At 37.5% G+C, this 21,459-nt stretch carries 12 protein-coding genes; all 12 read left to right on the top strand.

The annotated features are described in order from the left end of the window. Positions 1-33 precede the first annotated feature (33 nt). Positions 34-696: a tetratricopeptide repeat protein gene (locus DDE80_RS04490; RefSeq protein WP_108306491.1), complete on the top strand. Its 663-nt coding sequence runs from the start codon at positions 34-36 to the stop codon at positions 694-696. 164 nt (positions 697-860) lie between these two features. After that, the gene (locus tag DDE80_RS04485; protein ID WP_427901793.1) at positions 861-2,840 is read left to right on the top strand and encodes a methyl-accepting chemotaxis protein; all 1,980 of its coding nucleotides are present in this window, start codon (positions 861-863) and stop codon (positions 2,838-2,840) included. A gap of 67 nt (positions 2,841-2,907) precedes the next feature. Next, positions 2,908-4,962, top strand: a complete 2,055-nt coding sequence (locus DDE80_RS04480; RefSeq protein ID WP_345788843.1) for an ATP-dependent helicase — start codon at positions 2,908-2,910, stop codon at positions 4,960-4,962. Between the two features lie 246 nt (positions 4,963-5,208). Continuing rightward, positions 5,209-5,451 (top strand): hypothetical protein, encoded by a 243-nt coding sequence (locus DDE80_RS04470; protein ID WP_108306488.1) that lies wholly within the window; start codon positions 5,209-5,211, stop codon positions 5,449-5,451. Positions 5,452-5,518: 67 nt separating this feature from the next. Further along, positions 5,519-6,310, top strand: a complete 792-nt coding sequence (locus DDE80_RS04465) for a BrxA family protein (RefSeq protein WP_161952265.1) — start codon at positions 5,519-5,521, stop codon at positions 6,308-6,310. Next, complete coding sequence (locus tag DDE80_RS04460; protein ID WP_108306486.1) at positions 6,294-6,842, top strand: hypothetical protein; 549 nt, start codon at positions 6,294-6,296, stop codon at positions 6,840-6,842. The genes DDE80_RS04465 and DDE80_RS04460 overlap by 17 nt, the downstream gene beginning before the upstream one ends. 10 nt (positions 6,843-6,852) lie before the next feature. Further along, positions 6,853-10,467 (top strand): BREX system P-loop protein BrxC, encoded by a 3,615-nt coding sequence (brxC, locus tag DDE80_RS04455; RefSeq protein ID WP_108306485.1) that lies wholly within the window; start codon positions 6,853-6,855, stop codon positions 10,465-10,467. A gap of 15 nt (positions 10,468-10,482) precedes the next feature. Further along, entirely contained in the window at positions 10,483-14,202 is a 3,720-nt protein-coding gene (pglX, locus tag DDE80_RS04450; protein WP_108306484.1) for a BREX-1 system adenine-specific DNA-methyltransferase PglX, read from the top strand. Between the two features lie 13 nt (positions 14,203-14,215). Next, positions 14,216-16,453 carry a PglZ domain-containing protein gene (locus DDE80_RS04445; RefSeq protein ID WP_108306483.1) on the top strand — a complete coding sequence of 746 codons (2,238 nt, stop codon included), beginning with the start codon at positions 14,216-14,218 and terminating at the stop codon, positions 16,451-16,453. Between the two features lie 63 nt (positions 16,454-16,516). Then, positions 16,517-18,568, top strand: coding sequence for a protease Lon-related BREX system protein BrxL (gene brxL / locus DDE80_RS04440; RefSeq protein WP_108306482.1), 2,052 nt, complete (start codon positions 16,517-16,519; stop codon positions 18,566-18,568). Between the two features lie 282 nt (positions 18,569-18,850). Then, positions 18,851-20,038, top strand: a complete 1,188-nt coding sequence (locus DDE80_RS04435; protein WP_108306481.1) for an argininosuccinate synthase — start codon at positions 18,851-18,853, stop codon at positions 20,036-20,038. A 13-nt stretch (positions 20,039-20,051) separates the two neighbouring features. Next, a complete protein-coding gene (gene argH, locus DDE80_RS04430) occupies positions 20,052-21,425 on the top strand; it encodes an argininosuccinate lyase (RefSeq protein WP_108306480.1) in 1,374 nt (457 codons plus the stop codon). Positions 21,426-21,459: the final 34 nt, after the last annotated feature.

Genomic DNA, 21,459 nt, shown 5'->3' with positions numbered 1-21,459 from the left:
GAACAACTTGAAACATTATTTGCGAGCGGGTAAATGAAACAAGGTTTTGCGCGCTTACAAAGTCTCGTAGCACGCAACGAGGCAACAGAAGCAATGCGCAATCACTACGAATTATTAGTCGGGCTCGGTTATGAGGCGTTGCCTAGTGCGACAGCAGGCGATGTGCAGTTTAAAGAAGACGGCGCCGAACAATACCGCGTGCTCGCACCGTTTTATCAGCTCGTAGCGACGGAGGATGCAGCAACCTTTGGCGAAACCGTCGAAGCGCTTCAACAAGGCGATCAAGCGATGCAGGCAGAAGCGTATTTTTTAATGGCTACGTATTTTGGCATCACGAAAGCGTATGACAAAGCATTTGCGCAATATGCACAGACGCTGCGCCTAAATCCTAATCAGGCGCTCTACTGGGCGTATTTTGCGCAGGACGTACAGCGCGCAAGTGGGCATCCGCTCCTTGCACTGCGTTTAATCGAAGAAGCTATCACGCTCGATGCGACAAATGCGCGTTACTTCCTCATTCAGCATTATATTTTTATGCAGCTACTTGCGATGACTAAAAATTTAAATTACAGCGTAAGTGCAGAAGAAGCGCTTAGCCGTGCCAAAAAGCGTGTGCGAAAAGATCAAAAACCGCTCGCTATTGCCATCGCTAAAGCCGAAGATGTGCTGGCGCAGTGGCAACAACAATTTTTATAACGACTACGTCGAAGGGCAACTTTCGGCATAGTCGTTTTTTCATTTTCCGATAGATAAAGCGAAAGATTTGTGTCTTTTTACTTAATAAACATCATAATTTTTAACTTTTGTATTAAAAAACTGTAAAAAATAAGCTATTATAGAAGAGTAGACGAGTAAAAGGGGTGGGGAAATTGAAATCTTTACGGTGGAAGATGCTAGTACCAATTATGACTGCAGTCATCGTCATTATCGGTGCTTTTGCCTTATTCATTTATAATGCAGCAGAAAAAAGTGTACGCGCTAATGGTGAGGCGCTTGTAGAATCTATTGCGATCGGCATGAACTCAACGATTCATTCACGTGAGAAAGCAGAGCGCATTATGGAGCAGGAGATGTTGTCACAATCGGTGATGGCGTCGTATATTTTAGCGCAAGGTGCTACGCATCAGGATATGAAAACATTAGCGGAGCGCGCAAAGATCGACGAAATTTGGAGTACGGATGATAAAGGGAACACGACGATTACGTCTATCGCACCTCAAGTTGACTTTAACTTTGGTCAAGACCCTAACGGCCAAGCCGCGGTTTATATGAAATTGATTGACGGTAGCGAAAAGCAAATTGTACAACCTGCACAAAACCGTGATATAGACGGGCAGTTTTATAAATTTGTTGGGGTTGGTGGTTGGCAAAAGCCACAAATTGTACAAGTAGCCCGTAATGGACAAGATTTAGTCGTACTAGAAGAAGACATTGGCAGTACAGCATACATACAACAACTACGTGATAACTTAAGCAAAACCGTACTGTATGCCAGCGTTGTAGATGAAGCGGGTAACGTCATTGCAGCTACGCAAGAAGGCGAAGTACCGCTAACGACATTTGACGCAACAAAAACGACGAGTGCTACAGGTAAAGTGAACGGTACAGCCGTGCGCAACTATGCGAAACCACTTGCAGACGGCACATTTTTAGTCGTGGCGGTTTCGACAAAAGTACTATCACAAATTGTACAAGCGACGCTCCTAGCAGCTATTGTCGCAAATATTTTAATTATCGGCATCGCAAGCCTTGTCATTTCACACCAAGTGAAGCGTATTTTAAACGTGCGCGACTCACTTGCGGCGATTGGTGCGGGAGATGCAGATTTAACGAAGCGCATTACTATTAAAAGCGACGACGAAATTGGCGCATTGGTCGGCTCATTTAACAGCATGATGGAAAAATTCCAACAGATGATGCAGTCCTTTAGCCGAGAGTCAGCCGAAATCTTTACGAGCGTTGACCAAGTGAAGCATAATGCCGAGGCAACAATCACATCATCTCAGGCCATTCAACAAGGGGCAACAGCAATTGATGAGGCGTCTACAATGCAGTTAGCGAGCACGACGGAAAGCGCCCAAGCGATGGACGAACTCGCACGCGGCATTCAGCATACGTCTGAGTCCATTGCACAAATTGCCGACATCTCGCATGACACAGAGCGTAGCGCAAATGAAGGCGTAACGATTTTAAATGATTTACTACAGCAATTAACGGACGTGCATGACCGCACAAACCAAGCGGTAACACGCACAGAAGAACTCGTAAAGCTATCGGATATGATCGGGGAGTTTACGGGCGTCATTACAAATATTTCGGACCAAACGAACTTACTTGCATTAAATGCCTCTATTGAAGCGGCGCGTGCTGGTGAAGCAGGTAAAGGCTTTGCGGTCGTAGCCGAAGAAGTACGCAAGCTAGCGGAAGAGTCAAAAACTGCAGCGGACCGCATTTCAGGCGTTGTATTAGACGTGCAAAAAGAGACAGGCAATATTGTTGATGCTATCCACGCGACAGCACAAGTGCTAGAAGAAGGACGCACGGTAGCGAACAACGCACAAACGGCGTTTAGCCAAATTGTCGATGGCATTAACCATATGGCGACAGAAGTGGATTCTGTATCGAGTGCTACGGAGCAAATCGCAGCAAGCACAGAAGAAATTTCCGCTACATTTGACCAAGTGGCTGATGCTTCACGTCAAACGGTGGCACAGGTGCATGACATGGTAGATAGCACAGAGGAACAGCGCGCTAGCATGGATGCCCTTGCGCAAGATATGGACAAGCTTCATAGCATCGCGACGGAGTTTGAACGCACGACGAGTCAGTTTAAAGTATAAAGCAAAAGAAGAAATCGCCTCTCTGCGGTTTCTTCTTTTTGTTATACTAGCTAAGAGGTGAAGAACGATTATCACATTAAATGAACAACAGCGCCTAGCGTGCGAACATTTTGGTGAACCGCTATTATTACTCGCGGCACCTGGCACAGGCAAAACGACAACGACCATCGCTAAAATTGGTTATTTAATTGAACATAAAGGCTTTATGCCCCGTGAAATTTTAGCCGTAACGTTTAGTAAAGCGGCGGCGCAAGAAATGCAAGCGCGCTTTTTGCGCATGTTTCCGCATTTGCCACAAAGCGTACAGTTTTCGACCATTCATGCATTAGCGTACCGGATTTTTAGAGCGGGCATAGACGGCCCGTTTGAGTTAATTGACGATAAAGCGAAGTGGCTCGCACGCACGTATAAAGAAGTGACAGGCGACTTTGCGACAGAAGACATTAAGGAGTCGCTATCGGCCTATCACACGCTCGTCAAAAATTTATGCATCACCCCGCAGCAATTAACGCAACAACTGCGCGACGTCGAAGTAATTAAACATGCGGAGCGCGTGTACGAGGCGTACGAAACGCATAAAAAATCAGGCGATGTGCGCTTTATTGATTACGAAGATATGTTGAGTGAAGCGCTTACGATGCTTGAACAAAACAGCGAGCTACGCGCCCATTTCCAAAGTCAATACCGCTTCATTTTAATGGACGAAGCACAAGATACGTCCGAAGTGCAGCACCGTATTGTACAGCTGCTTGCTGCGCCGCACGGCAACGTCTACCTCGTAGCGGATGACGATCAGACGATTTATAGCTTCCGCGGTAGCGACATTCAAAATTTATTTCAGTTTAGCGAAAAGTATCCCGGTGGCGTCGTGCAAAAAATGACGCATAATTACCGCTCCACGCAAACGATTGTGCAGGCAGCCAATGCGTTTATTATGCATGTGTCACAGCGCTTTGCCAAACAGATGGTTACCGATGCACCAAAGGGTGAGCCGATTGCGATTAAGGTGCATACGACGCATGCGCGCCAGCTCGAAGCGGTCGTCGATGTCATTACAAAAGCTGCGTCCTATCAAGACGTGGCGGTACTTTACCGCAATAATGCCTCAAGCATTGCGATTGCGCATTTATTAGCGGAGCGCGGTATTCCGTTTTACGTAAAAGATGTGTATACGCGCTTTTTCCAGCATTTTATTATGCAAGATTTACGCAATTATTTGCGCCTCGCTTACGTCGATAAGGTGCGCCATATGCATGTGCTTGAAGCGATTGGCACGCGCTTTAACGGCTATTTGCGCAAAAAAGATTACGACAATTTGCGCAACTGTGATGAAGAGATGAATTTATGGCAAGCGCTGCGCACGTTGCCACAGATGAAGCCGTACCAAATTACCTTTTTCGAAAAATGTGAACGCATTTTCCCGTCGTTGCAAACGAAAACGCCGAGCGTAGCGATTGATATTGTGCTCCATGAGCTTGGCTATGAGCGTCAGCTGCATAAGTATATTGAGTTTATGGGCTTAAATGAAGAGGCGGCACTGCGCATTTTATCGACCATTCAGCTCATTGCTAAGTCTGCGACGAGCTTAGTCGATTTTTATGCAACGCTTGATGCGCTCGCCGCAACGATTGCCGCTTCTAAAGAGGCGAAAGATAGCGATGCCGTAACGTTATCGACGTTCCATTCAGCAAAAGGGCTAGAGTTTGATACCGTCGTGCTCATTGACTTGCAGGAAGGGCAAGTGCCTACTTTACAAGAAGCAAAAGCATTTGATAAAGGAGAGCGCACCGCATTAGACGAGGCGTACCGTTTATTTTACGTAGCGATGACGCGCGCGAAACAAAAGTTGTATTTATATGCATACGGTCATCAACCGTCACGCTTTTTACAACAGCTAAAACCTGTACAAAAAAAGACGAATATGACACCTGAGAAGATGTATATCCGTCATAATAAAGCAACCTTATTTATTGAAGGCGCTACAATCGTGCACGAAAACTTAGGCAAAGGAACGATTGTCGCAGTGAAAGGCGACCAAATGACCGTCGATTTTGAAACGGGCAAAAAAGCGTTAAGCATCGCCTTTTGCGTCGATAATTATTTAGTAAAAGACGTCACATGAGCCACGGCGCGCACAGGGGAGCCGTCACCACCCGCAATCGCTAACGGAAAGCCGTAAAACATAAACGGCGCAGTGCCGACTTTATCGAGATTAATTAATTAAGTTATAATAATTATTTAATTGAGTTAATTTCATAATTCTAATCCCTTTAATATCAAGGGCTAAAATTAAATAAAAATGAGGCACCTCCCCAAATTCGGTATAATGGTAGCGACTAAACAACCCACCGAAAAGGAATGATGCCTCATGACTATTGTAAAACAAATGAGCCTATTTGACATCCGTGAATTATTGAAAATGGAAAGTTCTCGTCGTTTTGATGCTATTTTAGCCACTTTCGATGTGCAGCCAATCTTTCAACTATTTCGAAAGAAGACGATGCGTGGTGCTCCACGAGAATTAAACTACGGTGCGATGATTCAATCATTGATGATCCGCATTGTCGAGCGTATCCCTACCGTTAAAGATTTGGTCAATCGATTAACTTAAGTTATAATAATTATATATATAATTTCTCATATTTAAAGGAAAGTAGATGACTTACCTGGTGGAACAATTGAAACAAACAATAGATAACGACAACTATGATACTGCTATCAACATTATAGGTGGGCTTAAAGATTTGAATGTTATTTATAAAGCATTTGACTCTTATTTTAATGAAAGTGATACTTTGCATGACCTTATTCATAAACGAAATGAATTTAACATCCGTACTGAAAAAAGTCGGAAAAGGATTGAAAGTGCTGTGGTAAAAACATTTTTACAATTTAAAAATGAGGACCATAGAGATTTAATACAGGGAGTTTGTAATGAGTTTATACCTCAACAAGACAAAGCGTTATTAATGATTTGGCAGTTTGCTTTAAATAATAGATTATTTAGAGAAATAACTAAAGATGTTTTTATGAAAATTTATTATTCTGGACGTTTAACTATCACAAAGAATGATATCGTTTCATATCTAAAGGAGCTGCTACTTCAAAAACAATCCCTTAATCTAAATTGGTCTGAAATTACAATTGATACCCTTTCAACTAAGTACTTAAATATTATGACTAAACTTGGGGTGTTAAATACAGGTAGAATAAAAACATTTAAGAATATTCATCCATCTACAGAAGCACAAGTTTTATTCATATACTTTTTAAAGTTAAAAGAACCCGAAAATTACAATATTCTCACGAATGAATTTTTATCAATAGGCTTTATACATCCAGATGACTTACAAGAGCGAATAAAAAAACTTGCCTTAAAAGGGTTTTTTAATATGAATTTTAACGGTATAAAATTAAATGTTGAACTAACTCATAGCCATAAAGGAGTATGTTATGACTTATATAATTAATCATAAGAAGAAGTTTACCGATTTGAAACATCATATTGATAGTCAGGATCACCTTCTTCGTGAAGCAAACGGAGGAAATAGCATTTTATTTTCCTACTCGCCTATTGATGAGGAATTGTACATTCAAAAAGCAAAGGAGTTATTTGCTGAGAAAGCAGAATTCATCGACATCAGTAAGTTGTTCGTTCAATATATAGATCAAGAAGGCTGGGAATCATTTGAAGCTTTATATAATGACTTCAAGAGTACACCGCACTTAGTTTTTCACTCAGATGATCCTGAAACGGATTTATTCGACCTAATTATAAGTGAAATCGATAGAGTTAATAACAAAAATAAAGTTCCTATTTTAATTAGGACAGGTTGTTTGTTAGGGACTGGAATTGAAAATGTAAATATTATGGAGCACAAAAGCATAATGAAAATGGAACGTCCTCTTGTGATATTTTACCCATCAAAAATTGAAAATGATAATATGTATTTTTTAAATTATAAACCTGCTTCGAAATATCGTTGCGTATTAGTGAAATGAGGGAAGCTATATGAAAAAAATAAACGAAATATTAACGATTAATTTTCAAGAAGATATAAAAAGTGTAATTGATCTTGAAGACCGATCAGAAACAGAAATTCAAACAGAAATTGAATCCTACATTGTTACAGAAGGGATTGGTGAACATCTCTATAATTTTACGAATCAATTTACTTCAAATATAAAAGAAACAGGTGTTTGGTTGTCCGGGTTTTATGGTTCCGGTAAGTCGTATTTTGGTAAAATAATTGGTTATATCATCGGTAATCCTATGATTAACGGAACGAGTGCAAGAGATCGATTTATTCCACGACTTAAAGGTATAAAGGATGAAAGCCTTATTGAAAACTCTATTCGAAATTTGGACTCGATTAATTGCAGAGTTGTTTTTCTCGATATTGCCAAACAGAATACAGACAATGGCTTAGCATTTACTCTTTTTGCGAACTTGTTGAAAAACCTCGGATTCCGTGATGATATCTATGGATATATGGAATATGACCTTTTTGTTGATGGAAAGCTTGATGAATTTAAAATAAAAACGAAGTCTCTTGAGGGACAAGAATGGGATCAGTTAAAAACAAGCAACCGTACAGTAGCAAAAGTTATGAGAAAAGTTTTTATTGAAATGGGTTACAGTGAAATTGAGTATGAAGAAACACGTAAAGTTTACGAAAATGCTATAAAAGATTTTTCAGCTAGTAAATTTAAAAATGTTTTGGAAAGATACTTGAATTTCCAACAGGATGAAACGCTTGTATTTATATTTGATGAAGCTAGTGAAGCGATTAGTCAGAGAAAGTTTACTTTACTTGATTTGGAAGGAATAAGTGAAATGCTTTCTAGTATTGAGAAAAAGGTTTGGACAATCGCTATCGCACAGGAAAAATTGGATGATGTTATAAATAGTGCAAATGTAAGTAAGAACCAGCTGACAAAAGTAACAGATCGCTTTAAGACAAAAATTCATTTAGAAGCAACAGAAGTTGATGTTATTATTCGCCATCGTCTTCTTCAAAAAACAGAAATAGGTGAGCAACAATTACTAGAATACTATAGTAATAATGAAGGGTTAATATCAGATGCGACTAATTTAAAATCGAATTTTCCAACTAAAACAGAAAATGCAGAAGAATTTTCAATCTATTATCCTTTTCACAAGTATCAATTTGATATTTTACAAAAGTTTTTATTCAGTTCTAATGCATTAGTTGCTACACAAAGTGCAGCACGCGGAATGATTATAACAACATTTGACATTCTTAAAAGACAAATAAGAGATGAAAGTCTTTTTAATTTTGCTACAGGTTACTCGATATGTAATGAGGCACAAACATCTCCAGACTCTGGATTAGTAAATAAATATGATTCTGCAAAGAAAATATTGCAAAGCAGCCCAATAGACGGAGGGGAATTACTGAAGACAATCCACCTTTTAGATAATTCAGCTATCATTTTTCCTACAGTAGAAAGTATAACAAAAAGTTATATTTCTGATATTAACATGTACTATGAGACGAAACCTATTATTGAAGAAGCGCTTACATGTTTAGTGGATTCTAAAGTGTTGTTATTATCAAACAATAATTACAAAATCACATCTGAACTTGAAACAAAACTCCTTGAAGAAATGAATGGCTTTGATGTGCCACTACATAATAAAAAACAAGCACTAATTAACTATTTAAAAAAGGAAAAATTATTTACTTCTATTTCTTCATTGAATGTAAGCTCGGATAATTTTAAATTCAGCATAAATTCAGACCAAGATGATGAATTAGTGAGTGTTAATAACAAGGATTTAAAATTAAAAGTTTATAGTTTGTATAATATTAACGAAGACAGACAGGATTTTATTGAGAACATTAAGATGGACACTCAATATCAAAAAGATTGTATTACACTAATCCCGGAAAATGTTGAGTTTAAAAAGATTGATAAATTAATTGATGAGATTAGTAAATATACATTTATAGAAGATAAATATGCTAATGATTCAGATGCTAATATACGTAAGATTATTCGTGATTTTTCAATAATTCGTGAAGAAAAAGAAAAAGATTTATTGTTAAAAATTGAACATGCTTATAATCATGCTACTTTGGTTTATATGTTTGATGATTACACGTTAAATGAGACCAATTTTAAATCTATTGTGAATGAAAACCAAAATAAGATGATAAAAAATATCTTCACAAAAAAATTATCTTCTGGACTTGCTGAAGCTTTAGTTCCTAAAATTTTCAAGAGTCAAAAAGAAGAACTTAGTAAATTATTTTCAACTAACGATTTTAAGTTTTTCGACACTCATGGGAATTTTATTGGTGAAAATTTAAAGGTTGTTGAAGAAATTAATAATCAAATAAAAAGTCGATACGTGGATGGTCGTACTCTTGATACAGATTTTTCAGGCGCACCATGGGGTTATTCATTTGGAACGATTGTATCTACATTAGCAGTATTATTTAGATCGGGACGTCTATCTGTTAAATATAATGGTGAAACATGGCTTTCTCATGAACATTTGGCAGTACATGAAGCATTTACAAATGCTACAAGGTTCAGATCAGCATCATTTAAATCTCTTACAGCTACACTTTCTTCTAATCAAAAAAATGAAATTGTTCAAGAGCTACTGGATCTTGAAATTGATACTTATCTTAACGAAAAAATTGATTGGAATACGAATGATTTTCAGTTGGCAGAAAGTATTGGGAAGTTTGCTGATAAATTTTTAGGTAAGATATCTGAATTAGAAAATACAGTGAATGAATTCGGGACTCTATTCCCTATCGTGGCTCAGCAAAGAATAGTTTTACAGGGTTTCACTGGGAAAATGACAGAAAACAATTACATTGATCGAGCGGAGTATTTTCTTGCTAATAGAGATGAATTCTCAGAAGCAATCAAAACAATAGAAAAGGCTCAAAAATTTATTAAAAAGAACTTTTCGAAGGTGCAAGCATTTAAAAGGTTTGTAGAAGATGTTACAAATGAACTTAAAAAAGCGAATCAATCAGAAGTCCTTATTGAGGATGCAACAGAAGAATTTAATAGACTATACAACCAAAACATGGTTAAAAACTTCAGTAGTATGCAAGAACAAGTTCAAATTGTTAAAGATAACTATTATAAAATGATGAAAAAAGCGACAACTAATATGACTTTCGAGTATCAAATGTTAAATGGAAAAGTTGATGCTGCATTAAAAAAATTAGAAAGTCACCCAGCTGAATTGAATCATAGTAATCAGAAAAAATTAAATGAGCTTAAGCGTTACTGTATGGAACGAATTATTAATGATCCTATTTTAAATCAAACGATAAGCTGTGAAAAAAGTGGATATTCCTTATCAGATATACTTAACTATATTCAATTAGTTCGATTGAAGGAACAGGATCTGTTTGGTATTGAAAATAGTTTTGTTTCAGAAGCACCTCAGCGAGAGCAAGAAGGTGAGGATGAAGGACAACCAGTTCCTAAGAAACCTCGAAAAATAAATTTTCAAATTAAAAACAAAGTAATGACTGTTCAAGAATATAAAGCACTTCTTACAAATCAATTGGCAATACTTGGCGCAGCAAGGCCAGAAGAAGAAATCGAGTTAGAAATTGATACTTTATGAATAGGATGGTAACTAATGAAGCTTTCGGAACATGTAGATTCAATTAGAAATCTGATTGAAGCAGCTTACGATAAAAATTTATCTCGTTTAGGTATTGGGAAAAAGAAACAAATTGAAATTGAGAAACTACCGTTAGAACATAGAACGAATCGAGTGCGTTTTGAAGAGTTGCTCGAATCTCATCTAAGTGAGATAGGAAATTATGAAGGCGCACGAGAAAAATTAATAGATGAGTTAACTTTTACATTATTTAATCGTTTAGCAGCTGTAAAAGTAATGGAGGCTTCGTCACTATTTGCACCTGTGTTAACAAAACTATCGGAGCATGGTGATCGTTCTTTTGGACATAAAGCGTGGCTTGAGATTAACCCACATATGCGTTCAGAGGAACTAGAAGGAATTCGAGAGTATATTGAATATGCATTTAATGAGCTAGGAAGCAATCTTCTGCTTTACAGTAATACTTATCCATACGGCTTGTTACCTGATGCGATTAGTTTAAATGAAATCATCGACGCATTTAACGAAGTAGAAAAAGATGCTCAAGTAGATGCGGCCATTTGGTCAAGTGATGATGTTCTTGGTTGGCTATATGAAAGCTATAACAATAACAAGAAAAAAATGCATAAGGATAGTGGTGATAAAACAGAATTTAACAAGGTATCACTACAATCACAAGTATATACACCGCAGTGGGTAGTGAAGTTTTTAGTAGAAAATTCACTTGGGAAAATTTATCTAGAAATGTACCCAGATTCCGAAATTAAAAACCGTTACAAAATCGCCAATCCTCCTCAAGCAAAGGAAAGAGCAATCAAACCATTACACGAAATAAAATTGATTGATCCAGCTTGTGGGTCTGGAAACTTCATGTTGTATGCGTTTGACTTTTTCTATGAACTTTATATTGATCAAATCGACAACCATGATGGGGAGTATGATAAAAAGGATATTCCTAAATTAATTATCGAGAACAACCTGCATGGCATTGATTTGGACGATCGAGCCGTACAATTAGCTCAACTAGGACTGTTTATTAAAGCGAAGAAAAAACGAAGAACCATTGGTGAACTTTCTTATAATGTCGTTTCTTCTGATTTTTATTTACCAGATTATTCCTCAGTAAAACACATTTTCACTGAAGGAAATAACTTAGATAGTAAACAGCAAGATCTGATTGAAGAAGTATGGTCAGATTTACAACATGCCTATAAATTTGGCTCGCTGATTCGGTTAGACGAAAAACTTAAATCGAGACTAAGTGAAGTTCAGGGGAAGATTGATGCAGGAGAGTTTACACTATTTACATCAGCCTTTTTGACAGAAGAAGAAAATTTTTCAACAACATTTTTTAAAAATTTAAAAACAGCTGTTGAGCTATATGCACAAACTAAGGGGAGTAGCTTCCTAACTAGCAAAACAAAAGATGCCATCACTTTCCTTGAATTGCTAACTACAGAATACGACGTAGCCACTGCCAACCCACCATATACTGACAGTGCAGACTTTGGAACGGAGTTAAAGAAATTTGTAGAAGACAATTACAAAAAGCCATACAAGTTCCACACAAATTTATATGCTACATTTATTAAACGTTGCTTTGACCTTGTTGGAGAAAATGGTTTTGTAGCGATGCTTCACCCGTTAACATTCATGTATATCAAAACATTTGAAGATGTACGTAAGTTTATTCTGACAGAGACAAACATCAATTTATTGGTTGAACTAGGTCTTGGTGGCGTATTCTCAAATTCTGACGTCCAAGTAGATGTAGTAATGTACGTTCTTGAGAAAGGGAAAACTGAAACAGAGGGAACTTACTTCGACTTAAAAAAATATAAAAATCATACAAACAAACCAGAAATATTTAGCGAAATTTATGATAACTTCGTTTCAGGATTACTAGAAGCGCATTCATACACCATTTCACAAACCAAACTAAAGATTATCAAATCCTGGCCGTTTATTTACTGGATTTCTGATGACTTCCGGGAGAAGTTTACAGAAAAAACTGTGGATGATTATCTCGGTGTTCGAGTAGGTTTAAAAACTGGTAATAATAATAGATTTCTTCGCTTCTGGTGGGAGGTTTCCAGTGATGGGGAAACTTCGAAAAATGATAAATGGTTTCCATATTCAAAAGGTGGCTCTTACCAAAAATGGTCTGGTAACTTATGGGCTGTAGTAAACTGGAAAAACGATGGTGAAGAGATTATTGAGTGGTGCAAATATCTTAATACGATAAATACTCCAGGTGGAATCGCAGTTAATAGAAAGTACTATTTCCGTGAAGGTATTACTTATTCTGCTTCTGGATCAAAGGGAGTTTCGTTTCGTTATTTACCTGAAGGATGTATTTTCGACGTAGGAGGATCAAGTATATTCATTGAGGGTGATTTTGACAATGTATACTATTTTTTAGCATTTCTGAACTCCAAAATAATTTACTTTATAGCGAACTGCCTAAATCCTACTGTAAATATTCAGGTTGGAGACATTAAACGTATCCCAGTAATTATTCCTACTCAAGATTCGGAAAAATTTATAACTTCTCTATCTAAAAAGAATATTGAAATACAAGATAAAATTTTTACAAATAGCTTAGTTGAAAAAACTTATAAACGAAGTCCTCTTGAATCAAGAGAAGGAAAGTTTTCTGCTAAGGATAATTTAAAGAGATATCTAAATTATGAAAATCATCTACTCACTCAGGTTCTAATAAACGAAGCCATCATTAATGAAAAAATCTTTGAGATATACGACCTAACTGAAAAGGACAAGGCTATGGTTTTAGAAGGAGAAGGAGAGAGCATTGGAAGTCTGCCAGTTCTGCCTGATGCACGTACTTCCTATCTTGCTGAAACTGAAGCGACCAAAGGGTTCCCATTGCATGAAATTCGTTATTTTATCGATTCACTTCCAACTAGAGAATTTACCTTTGAAGAGCGTGAAAAGGTTACAAGTAGTTTTCCAAATCTTTATAATGGCAATAATAATCTTGAAGAGTTCTGTATTCATCATCATGTCAATCCCATCAATGTGTGGTACTGGTTTAAGCAGAGTAATGTGATTCCACAGCAGCGGATGCATTCACTAGCAATGGAATTTTTGGTTAATATGATTAGGGAAATTCTCATGGAGGATGAAGACGGCATAATCCCATTAGTGCCTAATGCAGGTGAAAAGGAAATGCAAAATCGTATTGAAGAAAAATTCCGAGAGAAAGGCTTTAGCTCAGCCCAATACACCAGTTTTTATACGGTCCTAGGCTACTCTATCCATGATTATCTTAATAAATATTTGTTTGCAGAATTATCCGATCACTTAAAGTTATTTAAGCAGCTACCTGCTACTCCATTCATCTGGCATCTTTCCAGCGGTCCAGAACAGGGCTTTGATTGTTACATCATTATCTACAAATGGAGCCGAGATAAACTAATGCGTCTGCGTTCTGTCTATATCGAGCACCGTGAGCGTTCCTTGGTTAATCGTCAAAGTGATCTTGCTGGGAATGAAAGTGCGGAGGCGCAGAATGAAAAAGATCGGATTTTTAAACAATTAAAAGAGATTGAAGCATTTAAAGAAAAGATTGATGAACTTCTTTCCGAAGGATATAATCCAATCCTTGACGATGGGGTTGGTAAAAATATTGCACCATTGCAGAAAAAAGGCATGATTCCTTATGCTGTACTTAATGCTGGTCAACTTAAAAAGTATCTTAATGCGGATTGGTAGGGGGGTCTGAGTTATGATTGATATTTGGTTCAAAAAAGATTTAACAGACATTTTTGACAACCATCCAATAGCTGTTTTTATCGATGAATCTGGTGAAGCGGAGTTTTTATTACAAACCGTAAAAAGTGAATACATCATATATCGACCAGAGGATGAAGTAGAAGAGTTGCGAGTGAAGTATCTGATTGAAAAGGCTCAACCAAGTAATGAGAAATTTTTAATCTATACTCAATTAAAAAAAGATGAACTTAAGTTCATCCGGGAGTATTGTGAGACGTGTGGAAGCTTAGAAATTCGCTATTTGCAGAATTATATTAAGGACAAGGTACATCAGTCTCTTAATATAAATATCAATCTTTCCAAGGAAAGACTGATTACTGCAGCAAAAGTTAGTATCGGAAAAGATCAGACATACTGGATGGATTTAAGTCATAAAGGGTCTGCTGAAATCTTTAACCTAGAAAAAGAGCTTCTACCGTTTGTTCATGATCCAACTACTTATTCTAAAAAAAGTTTCGATGCTCAACTTCTTGAAACATTTTATCGAGAAGTGAACGAATTACTTGATATAGATTACATCCCCAAGCCTGCTACGACACTCGCAAGTGAAGTAGTTGAATCTATGTTTGATGGCTTAGCCAAAGACGATTGTAACAAAATACTTTATGAAGTATATGAAAACTGGCTGGATTCGGTTACCTACAAACAATCATTTAACGACTATCTTGATAAGTACGTATTAATTTCTAATATAGGAACTTGGGATGTAAATATAAATCATCCATTTCGACAAATAGACGAGAAATGGCTTGCGGAAATTGGAGAAAGAATTATGGATAAAGATTATATTTCTAATATTCTTTCTAAAATACGTCAACGTCACCAAAGTAAACAAGCAAAAGCTCTAAATATTCTATTTTGGTCTGACATCATTACTTTACTTGAATTTGATTCGAAAAATATTAATTATTTAAGTTCATTCAATGAATGTATGGATTACTATCGAAATTATTTTTTCAAATTAGATACAGCAATACGTAACTTGTATACAGAATTTCTTAATAATCAAGACCTCCTTGAGCCATTTCAGGACCTTTATAAGGAATATTTATCGATTTTTCTTGAAAAATGGTTCGAATATTGGAGTGATTATAAAGAAAATCAGACTGGAACGTTACAGCGAATCATTGCTGAAAATGACGGTATAAAGACGGCTATAATTGTTGGAGATGGTGTTACTTACGAATTAGCTGAGCAAGTGGCTAGTAAAGTTAGAGGCTCGGAAAATCTCACAAAGGCTGTAATTCTTGCGGATTTTCCTAGTGAGACTGAAAATAACATGAGCCGTATCTATATGGATAATGGTGTAATAGAATCGGTTCAAAGCAATAGAGAAAAGTACCTTGTATCTCAAAATCTAGGTGTATCAATTGCGTTTCTTCGTCTTGATGAGGTAAGTGAAGAAGTAAAAGCTGAACAATTTTTAATTTGTACGTACAAAGACATCGATGATATGGGTGAAAAGCTTCAGCAAAAAGCTCTTAAATATTTACCCGAAACAGTCGAATTTTTTGCTGCAAAGATTTCACTGCTATTATCTAGCAGTTATGAAAAAGTTTATCTAATTTCAGACCATGGGTTTGTATTAACAGGATTATTAACTGAAGCAGACAAGATTTCAATTTCTCCAAGTGTTGTATTTGAAAAGTCGGAACGATATATTAGGACAGAAAGTAAACTATCGGACCATTTACCATCGCTAATTGAAGCTAAAAGGAGTTATAAGCAATATGAGTATCTATACTTTGCGAAGAATATTAATCCTTTCAAAACTCCCGGTCTATATGGATATTCGCATGGGGGATTATCACCACAAGAGTTAGTTACGCCTTATTTCTGTTGGGAACGTTCTGCAACTTCCACAGTGTCACTATTGGTTAAAATTGCAAATAAAGTAGAGTTGAAAGATGTTACTGGTGAGCTGTTCTCAGTAAAGATACAGGCTGAGAATGGTGAAGGAGATTTATTTTCTTTAGATAGAAAAGTTTACTTAGCTTTCTTTGCAAACAAACAGCAATTTAACAAGAGTGATATATTCACGATTCAACGAAATGAGCTAATTATTAAAGAGTATTCATTTGATGGCAATTCTGAAATTGAAATTCAACTTTTAGATGCTACCACAAAAAAGCAGCTAGATTTTGCAGTTGTTAAACAAAATAATGCTAGAGATTTAGGTGGGCTATTCTAAGGATTTACGAATCAAATGAAATTTCTAAAGAGTATGTATTTGTGGTGAGTGGAGGCGGTAGTTATGGTTATATTGGATGACTTAGATAAAAAGTTACTAGATCATTTCCGAGGATTTGTTGTAAAGAAGGATCTCGTTCGTTCTGTAAAAGTTGGAGCGAATGTTCCTGTGTTTGTATTAGAGTTTTTAATAGCGAATTCTTGTTCAACAGATGATGATGAAAAAATTAGAATCGGTATGGAAAATGTTAAAAAGGTACTAAGTGAACATTACGTTAACCCAGAAGAAAGCACTTTAATCCAATCTAGGATTCGTGAGAGAGGTCGCTTTAAAATTATTGATAAAATATCGGTTGAATTAGATTCAAAAAAGGATGTTTACTGGGCAAAGTTACAAAATATAAATATTAAAGACGGAAATATTAGTGATGCTCTTGTGAAACAACATGAGAAGTTATTAATGGGGGGGATTTGGGCAATAGTCGATGTAGAATATGACCCTAATATAAAAGTTGGTCAAAATATTTTCCCTTTTGTAATTACAGAAATAAAGCCTATTCAGTTGTCTAGCTTTGATAATACTAAGATTATTAATAAACGTAAAGAATTTACAAAGAGTGAATGGCTCGACATTATATTAAGAAGTTGTGGTTATGAGCCGAATGCTGAGGGCATGAATTATAGAACTAAAATGCTTCTATTATCAAGATTACTTCCTATGGTAGAATCAAATTTCAATTTTATCGAACTTGGACCACGTTCTACTGGTAAATCTTTTGTGTTTAAAGAATTGACACCTTATGCAGTATTGATTTCTGGTGGTCAAGGAACTGTTGCAAAGTTATTCGTCCATGGATCAACTGGTAAAGTTGGAGCAGTAGGACAATGGGATGCGATTTGTTTTGACGAGGCAACGGATAAGATTTTTAAAGATAGAGATGCTGTTCCATTAATGAAAGATTATATGGAATCTGGTTCTTTCTCACGAGCCGGTGCTGGCGGTGAAATAACGGGAGTTGCTTCTATCATCTTAAATGGTAATATCAATCAACCTGTTGAAACAGTCTTGCAAACATCACATCTGTTTAGTCCGCTTTCAGATGAAGTGAAAAATGATACAGCGTTTCTTGACAGGATCCATTTCTATCTTCCAGGTTGGGAGATGATAAAATTTGCTCCACAACATTTCACATCAAGTTTTGGTTTTAGTACAGACTATTTTTCTGAGTCGTTAAAATCATTAAGACGTGTAACATACACGGATGTAGTTGAAAAATTTTATTCTCTTGGATCACATTTGAAACAACGTGATACTAAACCTGTTAAAAAGACAGTGTCAGGTTTTATAAAATTAATGCATCCTGATGGAGAATATACAAAAGACGATGTTAAAGAATATTTAGAAATAGCGTTAGAGATGCGTCGTCGAGTGAAAGAGCAATTGAAGCGTATCGGCGGTATGGAGTTTTGGGATACGAATTTTTCTTATATTGACAAGGAAACACAAGAAGAATTTTTTGTTGGCTTACCTGAAGAAAAAGGATCAAATCTTATCGAAAGTACCCCTTTGTCACCAGGTGTTTGTTATACAAGTACAAGTGATGGTGAAAATGTTGCTTTAGTGAGAATTGAAACAGCAATAGTAGTCGGATCAGGGAAATTAAATATAACTGGTGTAAATAATATAGGTGTAAAAGAAAATATTAAAAATACATACCAGTATATAAAAGCTAACGAGACGACGATCTTGAGTGATAAACATTCGTTAAAAAATTACGACATCACTATTCAAGTCACGAACTTATTAGGAGCTGGTATCTCATCAGGTATAGGTTCAGCAGTCTATGTTGCGATTATTTCAGCACTTTATAAAAAGAATCTAAAGCCCGGCCTTGCAGTACTAGGAAATATTTCTATAGGTGGAGCGATTGAACGAGTAACTAATTTTGCTGACAAAGTGACAATGTTGTCCGAGAACGGTGCAAGGAGCGTTGTTGTCCCGATGGATAACCTTAATGAACTCTCAAATGTTCCTCCAACAGTTCTTGGAAATACAGATGTACCATTTTATCAGAATAATCAAATGCTTATGCAAAAAGTGATTTTTGTTGACTAATTATAGTTTGAATTGTGATTAAGCTTTCAAATTTATATATGCATCGCTCGATTTCGCCAACATTTCGAGCAGTTTATATATAAGGAATCTCCTTACCTTAAAGTATAAACGCTAGATGTGAAAAAAGATAAAAGCTACGTAAATTAGTTAGCAAATGCGGCAAATTAGCCAAAATAAGCGTTTGGCTAAAAGAAAGGATAAGAATTTATAAAAATACACTTGCGCTCATTTTTATACCATGATAAGATACCAACATCATAAAACAACGGAGGCGGAAACATTATGACAAAAAAAGTAGTACTTGCCTATTCAGGCGGATTAGACACATCAGTAGCAATTCCTTATTTAAAAGGACAAGGTTGGGACGTAATTGCAGTATGCCTTGACGTTGGTGAAGGTAAAGACCTTGAGTTTATTAAAAACAAAGCACTGCAAGTTGGTGCAATTGAATCATATATGGTAGATGCAAAAGATGAGTTTGCCGAAAACTACGCACTCATTTCATTACAAGCACATACATGGTACGAGCAAAAGTACCCATTAGTATCAGCGCTATCTCGTCCACTGATTTCTAAAAAATTAGTAGAGATTGCCAATCAAACAGGCGCACAAGCTGTCGCACATGGCTGCACAGGTAAAGGTAATGACCAAGTGCGTTTTGAGGTTTCGATTAAAGCATTAAACCCTGACTTAGAGGTGCTTGCACCCGTACGTGACTGGGCATGGAGCCGCGACGAAGAAATCGAATACGCGCTCGAACATAACGTGCCAGTGCCAGCAACAAAAGACTCACCATTCTCAATTGACCAAAACTTATGGGGACGTGCCAACGAAGCGGGTATTATGGAAGACCCTTGGGTAGCACCACCTGAAGAAGCATACGGCCTAACAAACCCATTAGAAAAAACACCAGATACGGCAGAAGTCGTAGAAATCGAGTTTAAAAATGGTACGCCAATTATGTTAAACGGCGAGGCAATGAAACTCGCTGACTTAATCCAAACCTTAAACGAAGTTGCAGGTAAGCACGGCATTGGTCGTATCGATCACGTCGAAAACCGTTTAGTTGGTATTAAATCGCGTGAAGTATACGAAATCCCAGGCGCAAAAGTATTGTTAACGGCGCATAAAGAGCTTGAAGACATTACATTAGTAAAAGAGCTGGCACACTTTAAACCAGTAATCGAGAAAAAACTAACGGAATTAATTTATGATGGTTTATGGTTCTCACCACTGCGTGAATCACTACAAGCGTTCTTAAAAGATACACAGCAGTACGTGAACGGTACAGTGCGCGTTAAATTATTTAAAGGGCATGCCATTGTAGAAGGACGTAAATCACCAAATTCACTTTACAACGAAAAACTCGCTACGTACTCACGTGAAGATATGTTTAACCATGATTCGGCGGTTGGCTTCATTGAGCTATGGGGCTTACCAACAGTAGTAAACTCATCAGTAAATAAGTAAGGAGAGACGTGCAATGACAAAATTATGGGGCGGTCGTTTTCAAAAATCAGCCGAAAGCTGGGTCGACGAGTTTGGGGCATCTATCGGCTTTGACCAACAACTCGTACTAGAGGATATTACAGGCAGCGTGGCGCATGTCACAATGCTTGGCAAGTGCGGTATTTTACCGCAGGCTGACGTAACTGCGATTTTAGCAGGACTTGCGACATTACAGGATAAGGCAGTAAAAGGTGAGCTTGTATTTGAGGTAGCGAATGAAGACATTCATTTAAATCTCGAAAAAATGCTGATTGACGAAATCGGACCAGTCGGCGGCAAGCTCCACACAGGGCGTAGCCGTAATGATCAGGTCGCAACAGATATGCATTTATTTTTAAAAAATCGCGTAACCGAAATTATCGAGCTACTGACAGCCTTCCAACAAACGATTGTAGCGCAGGCTGAACAACATGTCGAAACGATTGCGCCAGGCTATACACACTTGCAACGTGCGCAGCCCATTTCATTTGCACATCACTTACTGACGTACTTTTGGATGCTTGAGCGTGACAAAGCACGCTTTACGGAGTCACTAAAACGTATTGATATTTCGCCGCTTGGCGCAGGGGCAATGGCAGGTACAACTTTCCCCATTGACCGCGAACTAAGCGCGGAGCTACTCGGCTTTAGCAGTGTGTACGCTAACTCCATGGATGCGGTAAGTGACCGCGACTTTATCGTAGAGTTTTTAAGCAATAGCTCACTCGTTATGGCACACTTATCACGCTTTGCCGAAGAAATCATTTTATGGTCAACGGATGAGTTTAAATTTATCGAGCTAGACGATGCCTTTTCGACAGGCTCATCGATCATGCCACAAAAGAAAAACCCTGATATGGCAGAGTTAATCCGTGGTAAAACAGGGCGCGTGTACGGTAATCTAATGGGCTTACTAACGGTCCTAAAAGGCACACCGCTAACGTATAACAAAGATATGCAGGAAGATAAAGAGGGCATGTTTGATACGGTGCATACACTGGTTGGCTCGCTTAAAATCTTTGAGGGCATGGTGCGTACGATGACGGTAAATACGAAGCGCCTGCACGAAGCGGTGCATAGTGACTTCTCGAATGCGACGGAACTTGCCGATTATCTTGCAACAAAAGGCATGCCATTCCGTGAGGCACATGAGGTAACAGGTAAACTTGTATTTACGTGCATTCAGCGCGGCTACTATTTACTCGACTTACCACTTGCGGATATGCAAAAGGAGAGCGCCTTAATCGAAGCCGACGTATACGACGTGCTAGCGCCAACTGCAGCCGTTAGCCGACGCAACTCACTGGGTGGCACAGGCTTTACACAAGTTGCCGCCCAACTCGCACAAGCGAAACAATTACTTGGATAACACAGAGCAGAGAGAAATGTACATTTCTCTCTGC

Origin of the sequence: Metalysinibacillus jejuensis (assembly GCF_003057615.1) — a bacterium.
Classification (GTDB): Bacteria; Bacillota; Bacilli; order Bacillales_A; family Planococcaceae; genus Metalysinibacillus; species Metalysinibacillus jejuensis.
The sequence above is the reverse complement of the archived record's forward strand: the minus strand, read 5'-3'. Positions and strand labels throughout refer to the sequence as shown.